Genomic DNA, 15,047 nt, shown 5'->3' on the forward strand with positions numbered 1-15,047 from the left:
TAGAAACTGTAAACGATGAACTCAAGAACATCTGTCAAGTCGAACATTCCAGACATAGGTCTTTCGAAAACTTCATCACCAACCTTATTTCAGGATTGATTGCCTACTCCTTCTTCCCCAAAAAGCCTGCAATCAAATATCAACCCGTCAAAACAAGCCAATTAGCCGCTTTTTAAAATCGAACTCAGGTTTGTAAGCAAATACTGCTGGCTCAAAATTGACGCAAGCCTCGTTGGAAAGCGACAATTGGTTATTACCATCGTGTTCAAGCGCCTTCACCCTAAAGCAGTAGGTGAACCCATCTTCCTGATAAGAAAAATCAAAGCCATTCTCCGTGACAGTCTCCTGTAGTTGAAATTCGCCTCCATCAATCTGCCGCCAAACTTCATAGTGTTTTACACCATGCTGCCACCCGGCATAGTCGTTCCACATAATAGAACCACTGGTATGATCGTCACTAACGCTGCCAGTTAGCAAAATGCTTTCATGGACACTAGTGGCAATACCCTCTTCGCAATTGGTGTTGGTCTCCAGCCCGTAGGCATAGCTATTGTTCTTTGTCTCCAACAGGCTCCGGTCGAGATATTCGGATTCGCCGTCGGTCAAAGTTGCCAGTAGCCTCCAGGCTGAAGCGACAGGCGAGTTAGTTCTACGGTAAAGAAATTGTGGTTTGTCATATCCTTCAACCGCCGCCAATCCAGTCCAGTCTATTTGAATGGTATTGCCGACCTCTTCACTATGTGTAACCCTGAGGAGCTCAAGTGGTGGAGCTAGCACTGTGATCTGGTTTAACACCCGAGCTTCTGTATTACACAGAATTGTCGAGTCGTAAGCAACCGCTGCCACATCATACACTCCCTGGCATGTGTAAGTGTGCGTTACCTTATCATTAACTGAAATGCTATCAAGGGTTGTTCCATCGCCAAAATCCCAATTCACAAGTGTGAAAAGTGGATCGGCCTGCAATTGAAAGACCGTTTCCTGTAAAACATACGCCCTCTCTGGCTTCTGGTCAATGATTACTTTGCCGGAAGGCTCTCGTTGAAGATAAACTTGCAGTGAATCCGAAAAACCGGCGCACAGCGTGTCGGTAGAAGTCAGTTGTTCGAACCAGAGCCAGCCTGAGCCCGGCTCAAGCCAGTCGATATTTACCTGGTGTTTGCCTTGCCCGCTTGCTATGCTGCCATTCGACACCTGCCAATTGTAGGTGGAGCCTTCAGTGAAGTAAGTACTGTAAGGAATGGCCCTCGCACTGCTCACACAAAGACTGTCAGGCCCAAAAGGAGCTTCCGGCTCGAGTTGAATATTTATTTTAATAGCGAAAACACTTTGTGCACCTGCGCAGCCAAACCTGTTGGTTGCTACCACACCCACAAAAGCAGCATTGGATGTTTGTCCCCAGTTCACAGATATGCTATCTCCATTGAACGAGTTTACAGTACCACCTTCAACCTTCCAGGTGAGGTCATAGCCCCCGGCATTCTCCACCTTATAAACAACATTGTGCGTATTTGGGCACACCGATCTTGGTCCCAGCACCTCTACACTTGGATAGATAGCGTTGACCAATTTGATACTTGTTTCCTGATTTCCGTTGCCGCATTCTCCCAGACCTGTAGAAGCAATAAGTCGAATTAAGTATTCTCCGGTGTCGGCGTATTCATGAGTAACTGCTTGTTTGTCGTCACTGATCAAAGTGGTGCCATCGCCAAAATCCCAAACGTAGTGATCAAACTCAAACTCGCTGACGGGTTCGAAATAAATCGAGGTGGTGGGACACAGACTATCTTTAGCCAATAGCTGACCAGTAGTGCTTATAATGTTAAAATCTACCTTTAGGTTGCCCAAAGCTGCTCCGGTTGGATATCCAAACGATTCGTTATTACCGTAGCCATACACATAAGCAATGAACCCATCACCGCCAGATCGTATAGTGTGATTGCCACCGGATGACTGTAGGGTAGCAAATGAGTAGCCTGGACTTTGAGGTACTTCTGCAAACCTGCTGCTGATATCGTTATTATCGAATGTGAGGCTCGCCGTGCTGGATGAAGGTGAAATGATCGTGACTTCGTATTTCGAAATAGTGGCTATTGACGGAGCATTGAAGGTGATTTTCTTCACGAGTTGTTCATTCGGACTAATCATCACCACAAATGGATCTCCTGTTGTTCCATCGCAACCCTGGCTCAGGCTGAACTGAGCCACGGAAACAGGTTTATCGGACTTAACTGAGGTCACCTCTCGTTGAATGAAACTTTTGAACTCTCCCCGAGCCAGCTCATAGGCTACGTTATTAACGGTAACATTTGTGCCTTCTTCTGCAGCCAGTACTTTCACCAAGTCGCCGCCCAAACGAGAAGCAAACGGAACGGTGATGTATTCTTTTCCCCAGGTATCAACCGGATACATCTGGGCAAATAAGTGATCGTGCCCATCGGGATGCTCGCATTGGCCTACTTTGGTATATCGATTACCGCCAAAAACTGCAAAGTTGCTACAGGTACCTTCCACCGTGTTCACTGACCGGATGTGGGTGCCCGTAAGGTCGCTTCCAGCCTGCAACTGATACACTTGACCCTGATTCAACGTAACAAGAAAAGGAGTTCCGGCAGGGTGCGCTCCAATGGCATTCACGCTTGGCGTAATTTCTATTTCTGTGCCATCGCTAACTGCAACGATGAGCAGTTCCGAGTCTGAGTGAGAATTATTGTCTCTGTTGCCACTTTCCCAATGGGACATGGCAAAATAGTCGCTACCCAATGAGTAAACAGGTAAAATAAGCGCCATATCTGCACTGTACTGCCTTTTGTTCATAGCATACACGCTCACGTTCTTATCGGTAGTGATATGAATGCCTTTGTTTTGGACTAAGCCAGACCCAAAGGCCATGGCAACATTTGCCGGGACGCTTAGAGAAGTGGTGACGCCAGGAATCACAGTAAATTGCAGAGGCTGCCAGCCGCTAATCAGAGGCATGTCTACTATCCCGGACGTAGTATCATCGGCGCTGATGTACAATTCGAGGCGAATGGGGTTATTTGGATCCTGAAGCCAATTGTCCATGTAACCAAGCCAAAACTCTTTGCCCTCCGTGGACAATGCTTGGGCGACAAGGTGCCTGTGATTCAGAAGACCTGACAAGAGAATCAAACAGATGATTATCCTTGCTCTATTCATTTTTCAAAATCCCCATTTTACAGTATAATAAGATGGGGTATATGGCAGCTTGCAAATAGAACAAGTTAGAACCTCGCCGCCATTAATAAATTTAAATCTTTGTACTTAAGATTGAACTTGCGGGCAAGATGAGGGTTGGTGAGGCTTCCCTTGAAGGTATATACGCCTTTCATGAACCACTTGTGAGTAAATATCATGTCGCCAACGCCCCCCACTTCGGCTATTTGCATCAACACCGGAGTGAATATATTGCTGAGCGCTGTTGAAGCAGTTCTGGCCACCCTGGAAGCGATATTGGGCACGCAGTAGTGAATAACTCCGTGTTTTCTAAAAACCGGATCGTTGTGAGTTGTTAATTCGGCTGTTTCTATGCAGCCCCCCTGATCAATAGTCACATCAATGATGATAGAATCTTGTTTCATCTCCATCACCATTTCTTCAGTCACCACGCATTTGTTCCTCCCCTTCTCGACTCTCATGGCCCCAATGACCACATCGGCATTTTTCAGGGCTGTCAGCAAAGTGGCATGATCGAGGGTAGACGTGTACACCTGCTGGCCAAGGGCATGCTTTACACGCCGTAACTTATAAATATGGTTGTCGAAAATTTGAATATCCGCTCCAAGACCGAGTGCAGCTCTTGCGGCATGCTCTGCTACCGTTCCCGACCCCAGGATAACTACCTGTGTGGGTGGCACGCCCGTAATGCCTCCGACAACTACTCCCTGCCCCCCATTCACATTGCTGAGGTACTCCGCTGCTATGAGCATGACTGTGCTGCCCGCAATTTCACTCATGGCCCTTACCAACGGCAGCCCACCTACTTTGTCTTCAATTAGCTCGTAGGCCAGGGCAGTTACTTTCTTTTCGTTGAGTGCGTTGATGAAATGAGCCGACTGACGCCCTGTTTGAATGGCAGAAAACAGCGTTTGACCGCTTTTCATGTAGCTAATCTCCTCCGACATGGGTGGCTCCACTTTGAGCATAATGTCGGCTGAATAAACTTCTTTGGCAGAATAAACAATTTTTGCGCCAGCCTCGCTATAGTCCTTATCAAGGAATTTGGCAGCTTTTCCTGCGCCGGTCTCTACCCAAACCTCGTGACCTCCGGCTGCTAAAACAGCTACTGAGGATGGCTTCAGCGCCACTCTATTCTCCTGAAGCGACCGCTCACGGGGGATGCCTATAAAAAGGGATTTATCGCCCTCTCTTACCTTCAGAAGTGATTCCTGCGGATACAGGGATTGTTCTTTCGCTAGTTCCTCCACTTCCTTTCGGTACTTGTCAGCCATATGTCTCGAGCAAAATCTTCCGTTGGTTTCCTGACACTAAGATAAGGGTAATTTTGAGGTATTCTTCGGGCAGCAACGAGGGAATTTTAGAAGGCCACTCGACGAAACAATAATTCCCCGAATAAAAATACTCATCTACACCAATATCAGCCGCCTCCGACTCAGACTTGATCCGATAAAAATCAAAGTGATAAATAGTCTCCCCTTCAGTGTTTTCGTATTCATTCACGATCGAAAAAGTCGGGCTATTCACATTGTCAACCACTTTCAGTTGCACGCAAATTTCTTTAATAAGTGTGGTTTTGCCGGTGCCCAACTCGCCCTCAAGAATCCACACCTTATTTTTGCCTGCCAGTCCAATGATTTGACTGGCAATCTCCGGAAGCTGAGAAATATCCTCACAAAACAATTCTGTAGTCAACTCAGCCTCCCTTGGGTGTCAGGTAAATAATAGGAATGATCATTTCTTCGAGCGAAACACCTCCGTGCTGGAAGGTATCCTTGTAAAAATTCACATAGTAATTATAATTGTTAGGATAGGCGAAGAAATAATCCTCTACAGCAAAAACGTAAGAAGTAGAAACATTCACCTTCGGCAGGAACATCTCTTCAGGCTTTTTGGCGACAAACACATCCTGCCCATCGTATCCAAGATTCTTGCCTTGCTTGTAGCGCAGGTTAGTATTGGTGTTTTTATCGCCAACAATCTTGAAAGGCCTTTTCACCCTGACCGTGCCGTGGTCGGTTGTAATAATTGTCCTGCACTTCTTTTCAGAAATCTTTTTTAATGCATCCAAAAGAGGTGAGTGTTCAAACCATGATTTGGTAATAGAGCGGTAAGCTGCCTCATCAGGAGCCAGTTCTCTGATCATTTCCAGGTCAGTGCGGGCGTGCGACAGCATGTCTACAAAATTATAGACGATCACATTAAGGTCGTTATTCATCAGGTTGTTGAAATTGTCCAACAAATGCTTGCCCTGATTTACATGGATTATCTTGTGATACGATGACTTAATATTCAACCTGTTGCGCTGAATTTGCCGTTTCAAAAAATCCTCTTCATGATTGTTTTTCCCGTCATCGGTATCTTCTCCCACCCAAAGATCAGGGTGATGTTTTTCCATTTCACTCGGCAGCATACCAGAAAATATCGCATTGCGGGCATAGGCTGTGGTTGTGGGGAGAATAGAAAAATAAGTTTCCTTCTCTTTAATATTAAAGTATTGAGAAATGACAGGCTCTAATATCTCCCATTGGTCATACCTAAGGTTGTCTATCACAATAAAAAACAACGGGTCATTTTCTTTTAGCTGAGGAAATACCTTTTTCTTCATGAGCTGATGTGAAAGCATTGGCTTTTTGGACTCTGGATCGTTAAGCCAGTCCTTATAGTAGTCGGCTATGAACTTCGTAAAGTTTTTGCTCGCTTCCGCTTTTTGCATTTCGAGGACCTCAGCCATGCTTTTGTCTTCTGTATTTTCTATTTCCAACTCCCAATACACCAGCTTCTTGTACACTTCCACCCACTCCTCGTAGTCCATGTGCTCACTGAAAGCCATACTTATGTTCCGAAAGTCCTGCTGATAACTTTGGTTAGTATGCTCGCTTACCAGCCTGCGGTTATCGAGGATTTTCTTGACAGACAGAAGGATTTGATTTGGATTAAGTGGCTTGATAAGATAGTCGGCGATTTTTGCTCCTATCGCTCCCTCCATAATCTCTTCCTCTTCACTCTTGGTAATCATCACCACGGGAAGACTTGGATGCGTCGATTTGATATAACTCAACGTTTCCAGCCCCGTCATTCCTGGCATGTTTTCATCGAGGAACACAATATCAAAATCGTTATGATCGCATTGATCCAACGCATCTGCACCACTAATCACCGGTGTGACTTTGTATCCCTTGCTTTCAAGAAATAAGATGTGAGGTTTAAGCAGGTCTATTTCGTCATCGGCCCAAAGAATGGAATATTTTTGCATAGTGGCTTTACTTTAAGAAGCTGAGTGATCAATTTACACCCAAAATTCAGTACAACTAGTTTGAACAAAAAGAAAATAATAAACGATCCGGTATACGGTTTTATCACCATACAAAGCGATCTGATTTTTGATATTATCCAACACCCTTACTTTCAGCGGTTAAGAAGAATCAAACAGCTCGGGTTGAGTGACTTTGTTTACCCGGGAGCACTGCATACCAGGTTTCATCATGCGTTGGGCGCCATGCATTTAATGACCATTACCCTCGACAACCTGAGGAGCAAAGGTCACGAAATTTCTCCAGAAGAATACGAAGCGGCGCTGATTGCCATTTTACTTCATGATATCGGCCACGGCCCTTTTTCGCATACGCTGGAGTTTAGCTTAATGAATGGCATCGGTCATGAGCACATATCCGTTCTTCTTATCAGTAAGCTTAACGAGTATTTTGAAGGAAAGCTTACTCTTGCCTTCGAAATTTTCAAGAATAAATACCATCGCACCTTTTTTAACCAACTGGTTGCAAGTCAACTTGACATAGATCGGCTTGACTACCTGAAAAGAGATAGCTTTTTCACGGGAGTTTCCGAAGGTACCATTGGCGCTGACCGAATCATCAAGATGCTCGACATCCGGGATGGGCAGTTAGTAGTGGAAGAAAAAGGCATTTACAGTATTGAAAATTTTCTGAGTGCAAGACGGCTCATGTACTGGCAGGTATATCTTCACAAAACCTCAGTGGCGTCGGAAAAAATGATGATTCAGCTCATTAAACGAGCCAAGTGGCTGGTGCAAAACGGCACATCTATTAAAGCGACACCAGCCTTCAGCATTTTTCTCGAAAGAAACATCGCACTAAAAGATCTTCAGGACGACCCCGATCTCCTTGATGTTTTTGCGTCCCTCGACGACTACGACATTTGGGGCTCTGTGAAATTCTGGGTCAGTTACGAGGATAAAGTGCTGAGCATGCTCTCCACCATGCTGCTGCAACGGAAGCTATTCCAGATCGTGATGTCGGGTGATAAAATTAATGACTCGATAGCAAATGGATTGAAGGTGAAAATTCAATCTCAGTTGGGTGTGAACGAGGACGAAGCCAACTACTTTATCGGCAAGGGAAGCATCAGCAACAAAGCGTATATTGCTGAAGGGCAAACCATCAATATTTTAACCAAAGCAGGGCAAATTGTCGATGTTGCCACTGCGTCGGACCTCCCAAACATCAAGGCCATGAGCAAAATCGTAACTAAACACTATCTATGCTGGCCCAAAATTGTATCTTTGTAACACAGAAATTTGAGGCCCATTTCGCATGGAATTTACCCTGGCACAAATCGCTCACATCCTTGGTGGGGAGCTAAAAGGCAACGGTCAAGTAAAAGTAAACAGAGTAGGCAAAATTGAAGAGGGTGGCGAAGGGGCAATTACCTTTTTGTCTAATCCTAAATATGAGCCTTTCATCTACAAGACCACAGCATCGGCTGTGATCGTGAGCAAAGGCTTTCAACCAAAGGGCGAAATTTCGGCCGGTCTAATCCTTGTCGACGATCCATACTTAAGTTTTACAGCACTGCTGGAAGAGTACCATAAATTGGTCAGCTTTCAAAAATCGGGGGTTGAGCAACCATGCTTTTTTGCTGACACAGCCGCTGAAGGAAAAAACACCTACAGAGGGGCCTTCTCTTATGTCGGAAAAAATGTCAGGCTTGGTGACAATGTAAAAGTCTATCCAAATACCTACATAGGCGACGATGTCACCATTGGCAACAACACCATTATATATGCAGGCGTAAAAATCTACTCCAGAACAAAAATTGGGAATTACTGCACCATCCATTCAGGTGCTGTGATTGGCAGCGACGGGTTTGGATTTGCTCCTCAGGCCGATGGTAGCTACAAAACAATTCCACAAGTGGGGAATGTGGTGCTGGAAGACCATGTAAGCATTGGTGCCAACACCACCATTGACTGCGCCACTTTTGATTCAACGATCATCAGGGAGGGCGTGAAGCTCGATAACCTTGTTCAAATAGGGCATAATGTGGAAATAGGGAAACACACTGTCATTGCTTCTCAAACTGGCATTTCCGGGTCTTCGAAAGTTGGCGAATACAGCATGATTGGCGGGCAGGTAGGGCTTGCAGGGCATATTCAACTTGGGGCCAGGACTAAAATCGCCGCACAATCGGGCATCAACAAGTCTATCAAAGAAGAAGGAAAAATCCTTTTTGGTAGCCCGGCATTTGATCATTTACAGTACATGAAGTCCGCTATGCTTTTCAAAAGACTTCCTGAACTAAACCAGAAGATCAGAGAACTTGAAGAAAAAATTATAAATTTGACGTCGCTAAAGACAGACGATGAACATTAGGCAGCAAACCGTAAAAGAGAAAGTAACCGTTTCAGGCGTAGGCTTACACACAGGCGTCCATACCACGATGACATTTGTGCCAGCTCCACCCAACCACGGCATAAAGTTTCAAAGGGTAGACCTTGAAGATCAACCAACTATCGATGCCGATGCTGACTTAGTTGTCGATGTTTCCCGTGGCACTACCCTGGAACAAAACGGCGCCAGGGTGAGCACAACCGAGCATGCTTTAGCTGCTTTGGTGGGCCTGGAGATAGACAACGTGTTGATCCAGCTTGATGGCCCCGAAGTGCCGATTATGGACGGAAGTGCGTTGCTGTTTGTAGAAGCGATTCAAAGAGTAGGAGTTGAAGAGCAAAATGCTCAACGAAACTTTTTCGAGGTGCCGGAAAGCATCTTCTACAGAGACAAAACCAATGAAATAGAGATTGCTGCTCTCCCGCTCGACGATTACAGGGTGACTGTGATGGTCGACTACAACTCGCCTGTTCTGGGAAGCCAGCATGCTACATTGACGAATGTGGGCGAGTTTGCCACTGAGATTGCTTCATGCCGCACGTTCTGCTTTTTGCATGAACTTGAAACGCTGCATAAAAACAACCTCATCAAAGGTGGCGACCTTAGCAATGCGATTGTGGTAGTAGACAGGGTAGTTGAAGAACACGAACTCGATAGCCTTGCAAAGCTTCTTGGCAAGCCCAAGGTACAGGTGAAAAAAGAAGGCATTCTCAACAACGTTGACCTGAGATATAAAAACGAGCCCGCCAGACACAAACTGCTGGATGTAATGGGAGACCTTGCCCTTGTCGGCCGTCCCATTAAGGCCCAGATTTTGGCTGCCAGACCAGGTCACGCTGCCAATGTAGCTTTTGCAAAGAAGCTCAAGAAAGTAATGCAGAGCTCTACCAACGACGGCGTGCCTTACTACGACCCAAAAATACCTCCTGTATTAGACATCAATAAGATTACTAACATACTTCCGCATCGGTATCCCTTCCTTTTGATCGACAAAATATTTCATTTGGATGAGAAGTGGGTAGCAGGCGTGAAAAATGTAACCTACAACGAGCCCTTCTTCCAGGGTCATTTTCCTGGCAATCCGGTAATGCCCGGGGTGCTTCAGGTAGAGGCAATGGCACAAATAGGTGGTATATTGGTACTGAACACCGTGCCCGATCCCGAAAACTACTGGACTTACTTTTTGGGGATCGAAGGCTTCAGATTCAGAAAAATGGTGCTTCCTGGTGACACCCTGGTAATTCGTTGCGAACTTTTGGCACCTATCAAAAGAGGAATTGCCAAAATGAGAGGCGAAGCCTATGTTGGCTCCAACCTGGTTTGTGAAGGTGCAATGACCGCCAGCATAGTTAGAAAAGACGTATGATCCACCCGCTAGCATATGTTCATCCTGAAGCCAAGGTAGGGCCCAATGTAACCATTGAGCCCTTCGCTGTGATCCATCACAATGTGGAGATTGGCGAGGGCACCTGGATTGGCTCACATGCGGTAATTTACGAGGGGGCCCGGATTGGCAAAAACGTAAAGATATTCAACGGTGCCTCTATTTCTACAGTTCCTCAGGATCTTAAATTCAAAGGCGAATCAACTGAGACCTTTATAGGTGACGGCACGTCCATAAGAGAATTTGTCACTATTAGCCGGGGCACAAGCGACAAGCTAAAGACTGTGGTGGGCAGCGACTGCCTGATAATGGCCTATGCCCACGTGGCCCACGATTGCACTATCGGCAATAACTGTATTCTTGGAAACTCAGTGCAAATAGCCGGGCATGTGGTGATTGATGACTGGGCCATTATTAGTGGAACTACGGCCGTTCACCAGTTTTCCAGAATCGGCTCTCACGTGATGGTATCAGGAGGTTCTCTGGTCAGAAAGGACATCCCCCCATTTACTACGGCAGGCAGAGAGCCTTTAAGTTTTTGCGGCATTAACTCTGTAGGTCTTCGCAGAAGAGGGTTCAGTAACGAAAAAATCAACGAAATACAGGACATCTATCGCTATATCTATTTCAGAGGCCTCAATCACTCCAAAGCCATTGAACTGATTCTTGCTGAAACTCCTCATTCCAATGAAAGGGATCAGATCGTTGATTTTATCAAATCCTCAGAACGAGGAATAATGAAGGGTTTTGCTGTCTGACATGGAGGTAGTGCTTGAAAATGCCGGCAAACGCTATTTGCGTGAGTGGATTTTCAAGAATTTGAACTATACACTCAAAAAAGGCTCCTCATACGCCATTACAGGAAGAAATGGAAGCGGGAAATCCACGTTGGCAGCCGTGTTGAGCGGGCAGTTAATTCCCTCTGAAGGGACAGTAAAACACTATATTGACGGAAAAGCAATCGATGAACACCTGGTTTACAGATACACGTCACTGGCAGCACCTTACCTGGAGCTCATTGAGGAATTCACGCTAACCGAAATGGTCAACTTCCATTTCAGCCTTAAAAGATTGGAAAGTGGCAAGTCGAAAGAGGACGTCCTACCCTTCGCCTGGCTGGAAGACTCGGCACAAAAACAAGTGAAGCATCTGTCGTCGGGTATGAAGCAGCGGTTCAAGCTTGCTCTCAGCTTTTTGAGTGCCACGCCACTTCTTATCCTGGATGAGCCTACAAGTAATTTGGACACTAATGGAATAAATTGGTATTTGGAACGTTTGAATTCTGTGCTACAGGATCGGTTGGTGGTGATCTGTTCCAACCAGTCCTATGAATATGAAATGTGTAGAAACACCATTTCAATTGAAGAATTCAAGTGAAACATTGGATTATTCCTATTTTAATTTTTTAAACCGTAATTAGGTATAATTTTCAATTTCTGCTATTTTTGAAAAAGGTTAATTTTTAGTTATAACTAAATCCACATGAACAAACTATCTAATCTATTCACAGCAACAACAATTTTCGCATTGATTATTTTTATCAGTTGCGGAGGCGGGGATGATCCCGGAACAACAGAGCCGGATCCCGTAGCCGAGCGGCTCGAACTGCTCCTCAATGGAGGAACGGAATGGGCAGTAGCGGCCGGAGCGGTAAAACAGGATGGTGTAGCAGCCACAGAGTGGGATGGCTTCGGTTTGAAGTTTACCGGTTCTGGCAGTAGTGGAAGCTACACAGCTACTGGTAGACCAGCAGCCTCAGAAGTACCCAATGTTGACGTAGTATGGCCAGCAAGCGGTACCTGGTCATTTGGTGACGGCGCAACAGCTGGAGAGAAAGACATTAGCAAAATAGTAAGAAGCGATGGCGTTACGATGGCTGCTTCGGTAACATCTACCAAGCTTAGTCTGACATTCACTATCGAAGACACTGGTGCGGGCCGTATGCAAGGTGTAGCCGGTACTTGGGTGTTTGAATTCCCTAACTAATATCGATCTCAGATACGACTAGTACAAAGGCCCAGAACGGGCCTTTTTTTTACTGTCTGAAGCTGATAACAGTCACCCCACTACCACCTCTCTCCACATGTTCGTCGGCCATCCGCTCAATGAACTTATTGCCACTCAGGTAGCGTCTGATCACCTCTCTTAAGATTCCATCGCCCTTGCCGTGCACTATCCTCACCTCGTGCATGCTGAAGAGTACAGAGCTATCTATAAAATCGTCCACCAGTTGAATGGCCTCATCAGCCCTCTTCCCTCTAAGATCAAGATTGGGCGAGAAGTCGGCCCTTCTCTGGTTCATGTCGATCCCTTTGAAAACACCACCGACGCTCTCTCGCTTGAAACTCTTTTTTCCCTGTAAGGACGATTTTACTTTTTCAAGACGGTTAAGTGCAATATGAGATTTTAGCTCTCCCATGAGTACTTCCGCTTTTTTTCCCCGAATCGACACCACTTCACCTGCGGACTCCTGCCCTGCCATCCTGACCTTGTCGCCCACTTTTATCTCACCAGCCACAGTTTTCCAAACAGGCTTCTTTTCCTCTACTTCCTCAGTGAGCGAAACCTGTATTTCTGTGAGCTTTTGACGCACCTCTTTCGTCTTTTCCTTTTCGGCTTTATTCTCTTTTATCTCTCTAATGGTGTTTTCTACAGCCTTATTGGCATCCAGCACTATACGCTTGGCCTCTTGCTTGGCCTCCTTTATAATCTTGCTCTTTTCTGCATCCAAATGAGCTTTCAAATCCTGGTAGTCCTTCAGCACCTTTTCAAGCTCGGTATTCTTCCTGTTAACACTCTCGTATCTGGTTTGAAAGTCGTTCTTGGCAGCTTCCAACTCGTTGATGAGCGTTTCAAATTTTACCTGCGAGTGTCCAACGAGGCTTTTCGCTCTTTCGATCACTGCATTTGACAACCCAATATTTGCAGCCATCTCCAATGCGAACGAGCTCCCGGGTCGGCCTACCTCCAGTTCATACAAAGGCCTTAACTGGTTTACATCGTATCTCATGGCCCCGTTGATGATCCCGGCATTCTTCTCGGCCATGCTCTTCAGGTTGCCATAGTGTGTTGTAATGACTCCGAATGACTGCTTCTTATATAATTGCTCCAGCACGCCTTCGGCGATCGCTCCACCAAACTGCGGCTCGGTGCCAGCACCAAACTCATCGATCAGAAACAAGGTCTTCCCCCCTGCATTTTCCAGAAAGAAGCGCATAGAAGTGAGGTGAGAACTGTAGGTGCTTAGGTCATTTTCCAGCGACTGCTCGTCGCCCATGTCGATGAAGATCTTATTAAAGACGCCCATGACGGAGTCGTCTCTCACGGGCACCAAAAGGCCACACTGTAGCATGTATTGCAGTAGAACGACTGTTTTCAGGCAGACAGACTTACCACCGGCATTTGGCCCCGAAATGATGAGAATGCGCTTTTCGGCGTCGAGCTCAATATCCAGAGGAATGATTGGTTTTTGCGCCTTTTTGTGCAACAGATAAAGAAGAGGATGCACTGCCTTGTGCCAAACAATGACAGGCTTTTCGTCTATGATAGGCAGCAATCCATTGATTTCTATGGCGAACAAAGCCTTCGCTCGTATAAAGTCAACTGCACCAAGAAAGTGGTAAGCTTTTTCCAGCGCAGGAACGTGAGGCCTGAGTTGATCTGTCAGGTTTCTGAGAATCCTGATAATTTCCCTTCTTTCCTCCAGTTCCAGCTCCCTGATTCGGTTATTAATTTCCAGGGCCTCAGCGGGTTCCATAAAGACAGTGTGCCCTGTTGCAGACTCGTCATGAATAAACCCCTTTAGTTTCCGTTTGTGCTCTGCAAGCACAGGAATAACCAAACGTCCGCCCCTCACGGCGATGGAACCGTCGTCAGGTGACCACCCCTGTTTTTGTGCGTCTTTGCTTATGTGATCCATTACCCGCCTCAGCGATGAATGCTCGCTGACCATAGAAGCCCTTATTTGCATGAGTTCTTTGGAGGCGTTGGCCCTTAGCTTTCCTGTATCATCAATAATAGCTTCGAACCATTTAATAACATCGACAGGAAGGTCGACCATCCCCAATAAGCCATAAAGTGTTGGGCACTCTTCGGCATGCTTTATCAACACTGACTGAAGCTGTATGATGGTGCTAAGTGACCTTTTAAGGTCGTAGGCTTCTTCTTCCTCCAGGTAAGTGCCGCTAACCTTCATTTTGGCCAGCTGCTCCGCCGGATCAATGTAGTTGGCGTCGGGCAGTCTGTTACCTGCCGCAAATAACCGTCTAAGCTCTTCAGTTTGGATCAAAAGCCTTTTCAGGTACTTCAGGTCGTCTGAAGGCTTCATCTTCTCTACATGCCTTGTGCCGAGGCTGCTGAGGCACTTGGCCACAACCATTTCACGAATTTTGTCGAAGCCCGTTTTGGCCTCGAAGGTATCAGGAAACACCCTCATAGCGACTCTCCTGATTCTTCAGGCTCCTTACGAGGGCCCATATTCCGCCTCACTGAGAGACTATCTACCACTGCTGCATAAATTTTGTCGAGCATTTCCACGTGCTCAAGGTAATATTCAAAACTATGCGTATAAACCGAATCCGATACGTTGTGTTTGTCAAACAAAAGTTGTTGCTGCTGCTTGTAAAGAGCCGTTGAGGAGTCGTAGGTTAACTTCAGCGACGCTACCTCCGTTTCCAGCTGATGTATATCTGTGAGAATGCTGATCATTCGTTGGGGCTCAACGACACCCACAGGAATTTCCTCTTTGTTGCTACACCCAAAGAGAGATATAAAGAAAAGGCCACCAAGGCTCCAAAAAACATTTTTCACCGACAAAA

At 46.0% G+C, this 15,047-nt stretch carries 13 protein-coding genes; 7 read left to right on the plus strand and 6 right to left on the minus strand.

Features of this window, described 5'->3' with window-relative positions:
* Positions 1-176: transposase (locus GC130_RS12765; protein ID WP_304599205.1), on the plus strand; the 176-nt coding region annotated here is incomplete at its 5' end.
* Here the strand turns inward: GC130_RS12765 and GC130_RS12770 are convergent.
* From GC130_RS12770 to GC130_RS12785, 4 genes are all read right to left on the minus strand, one after another.
* Positions 148-3,180 carry an IgGFc-binding protein gene (locus GC130_RS12770; RefSeq protein ID WP_151998711.1) on the minus strand — a complete coding sequence of 1,011 codons (3,033 nt, stop codon included), beginning with the start codon at positions 3,178-3,180 and terminating at the stop codon, positions 148-150. The two genes, GC130_RS12765 and GC130_RS12770, sit on opposite strands and share 29 nt — an antisense overlap.
* A 65-nt stretch (positions 3,181-3,245) precedes the next feature.
* Positions 3,246-4,472: an alanine dehydrogenase gene (locus tag GC130_RS12775; protein WP_151998712.1), complete on the minus strand. Its 1,227-nt coding sequence runs from the start codon at positions 4,470-4,472 to the stop codon at positions 3,246-3,248.
* Positions 4,465-4,893, minus strand: coding sequence for a tRNA (adenosine(37)-N6)-threonylcarbamoyltransferase complex ATPase subunit type 1 TsaE (tsaE, locus tag GC130_RS12780; protein WP_151998713.1), 429 nt, complete (start codon positions 4,891-4,893; stop codon positions 4,465-4,467). The genes GC130_RS12775 and tsaE overlap by 8 nt, the downstream gene beginning before the upstream one ends.
* A gap of 1 nt (position 4,894) precedes the next feature.
* Positions 4,895-6,454: a bifunctional response regulator/alkaline phosphatase family protein gene (locus tag GC130_RS12785; RefSeq protein WP_151998714.1), complete on the minus strand. Its 1,560-nt coding sequence runs from the start codon at positions 6,452-6,454 to the stop codon at positions 4,895-4,897.
* A 60-nt stretch (positions 6,455-6,514) separates the two neighbouring features.
* Between GC130_RS12785 and GC130_RS12790 the strand changes: the two genes are divergently transcribed.
* From GC130_RS12790 to GC130_RS12815, 6 genes are all read left to right on the plus strand, one after another.
* Positions 6,515-7,744: an HD domain-containing protein gene (locus tag GC130_RS12790; RefSeq protein ID WP_151998715.1), complete on the plus strand. Its 1,230-nt coding sequence runs from the start codon at positions 6,515-6,517 to the stop codon at positions 7,742-7,744.
* Positions 7,745-7,769: 25 nt separating this feature from the next.
* The gene (lpxD, locus tag GC130_RS12795) at positions 7,770-8,828 is read left to right on the plus strand and encodes a UDP-3-O-(3-hydroxymyristoyl)glucosamine N-acyltransferase (RefSeq protein ID WP_151998716.1); all 1,059 of its coding nucleotides are present in this window, start codon (positions 7,770-7,772) and stop codon (positions 8,826-8,828) included.
* Positions 8,818-10,212, plus strand: a complete 1,395-nt coding sequence (locus tag GC130_RS12800) for a bifunctional UDP-3-O-[3-hydroxymyristoyl] N-acetylglucosamine deacetylase/3-hydroxyacyl-ACP dehydratase (RefSeq protein ID WP_151998717.1) — start codon at positions 8,818-8,820, stop codon at positions 10,210-10,212. Before lpxD ends, GC130_RS12800 begins: the two co-directional genes overlap by 11 nt.
* The gene (gene lpxA, locus GC130_RS12805) at positions 10,209-10,988 is read left to right on the plus strand and encodes an acyl-ACP--UDP-N-acetylglucosamine O-acyltransferase (protein ID WP_151998718.1); all 780 of its coding nucleotides are present in this window, start codon (positions 10,209-10,211) and stop codon (positions 10,986-10,988) included. The genes GC130_RS12800 and lpxA overlap by 4 nt, the downstream gene beginning before the upstream one ends.
* A gap of 1 nt (position 10,989) precedes the next feature.
* Positions 10,990-11,607, plus strand: coding sequence for an ATP-binding cassette domain-containing protein (locus tag GC130_RS12810; protein WP_151998719.1), 618 nt, complete (start codon positions 10,990-10,992; stop codon positions 11,605-11,607).
* Between the two features lie 105 nt (positions 11,608-11,712).
* The gene (locus tag GC130_RS12815) at positions 11,713-12,216 is read left to right on the plus strand and encodes a hypothetical protein (protein WP_151998720.1); all 504 of its coding nucleotides are present in this window, start codon (positions 11,713-11,715) and stop codon (positions 12,214-12,216) included.
* Between the two features lie 49 nt (positions 12,217-12,265).
* Here the strand turns inward: GC130_RS12815 and GC130_RS12820 are convergent, their stop codons facing one another.
* Entirely contained in the window at positions 12,266-14,665 is a 2,400-nt protein-coding gene (locus GC130_RS12820) for an endonuclease MutS2 (protein ID WP_151998721.1), read from the minus strand.
* The gene (locus GC130_RS12825) at positions 14,662-15,039 is read right to left on the minus strand and encodes a DUF4296 domain-containing protein (RefSeq protein WP_151998722.1); all 378 of its coding nucleotides are present in this window, start codon (positions 15,037-15,039) and stop codon (positions 14,662-14,664) included. The genes GC130_RS12820 and GC130_RS12825 overlap by 4 nt, the downstream gene beginning before the upstream one ends.
* Positions 15,040-15,047: the final 8 nt, after the last annotated feature.

Source organism: Imperialibacter sp. EC-SDR9 (assembly GCF_902498805.1).
Classification (GTDB): Bacteria; Bacteroidota; Bacteroidia; order Cytophagales; family Cyclobacteriaceae; genus Imperialibacter.

Excerpts from the sequence above, each read along its gene's own strand:
- GC130_RS12770 (WP_151998711.1), bottom strand. The coding sequence starts at position 3,180 with ATGAATAGAGCAAGGATAATCATCTGTTTGATTCTCTTGTCAGGTCTT.
- GC130_RS12775 (WP_151998712.1), bottom strand. The coding sequence starts at position 4,472 with ATGGCTGACAAGTACCGAAAGGAAGTGGAGGAACTAGCGAAAGAACAA.
- GC130_RS12785 (WP_151998714.1), bottom strand. The coding sequence starts at position 6,454 with ATGCAAAAATATTCCATTCTTTGGGCCGATGACGAAATAGACCTGCTT.
- lpxD (WP_151998716.1), top strand. The coding sequence starts at position 7,770 with ATGGAATTTACCCTGGCACAAATCGCTCACATCCTTGGTGGGGAGCTA.
- GC130_RS12800 (WP_151998717.1), top strand. The coding sequence starts at position 8,818 with ATGAACATTAGGCAGCAAACCGTAAAAGAGAAAGTAACCGTTTCAGGC.
- lpxA (WP_151998718.1), top strand. The coding sequence starts at position 10,209 with ATGATCCACCCGCTAGCATATGTTCATCCTGAAGCCAAGGTAGGGCCC.
- GC130_RS12810 (WP_151998719.1), top strand. The coding sequence starts at position 10,990 with ATGGAGGTAGTGCTTGAAAATGCCGGCAAACGCTATTTGCGTGAGTGG.
- GC130_RS12815 (WP_151998720.1), top strand. The coding sequence starts at position 11,713 with ATGAACAAACTATCTAATCTATTCACAGCAACAACAATTTTCGCATTG.
- GC130_RS12820 (WP_151998721.1), bottom strand. The coding sequence starts at position 14,665 with ATGAGGGTGTTTCCTGATACCTTCGAGGCCAAAACGGGCTTCGACAAA.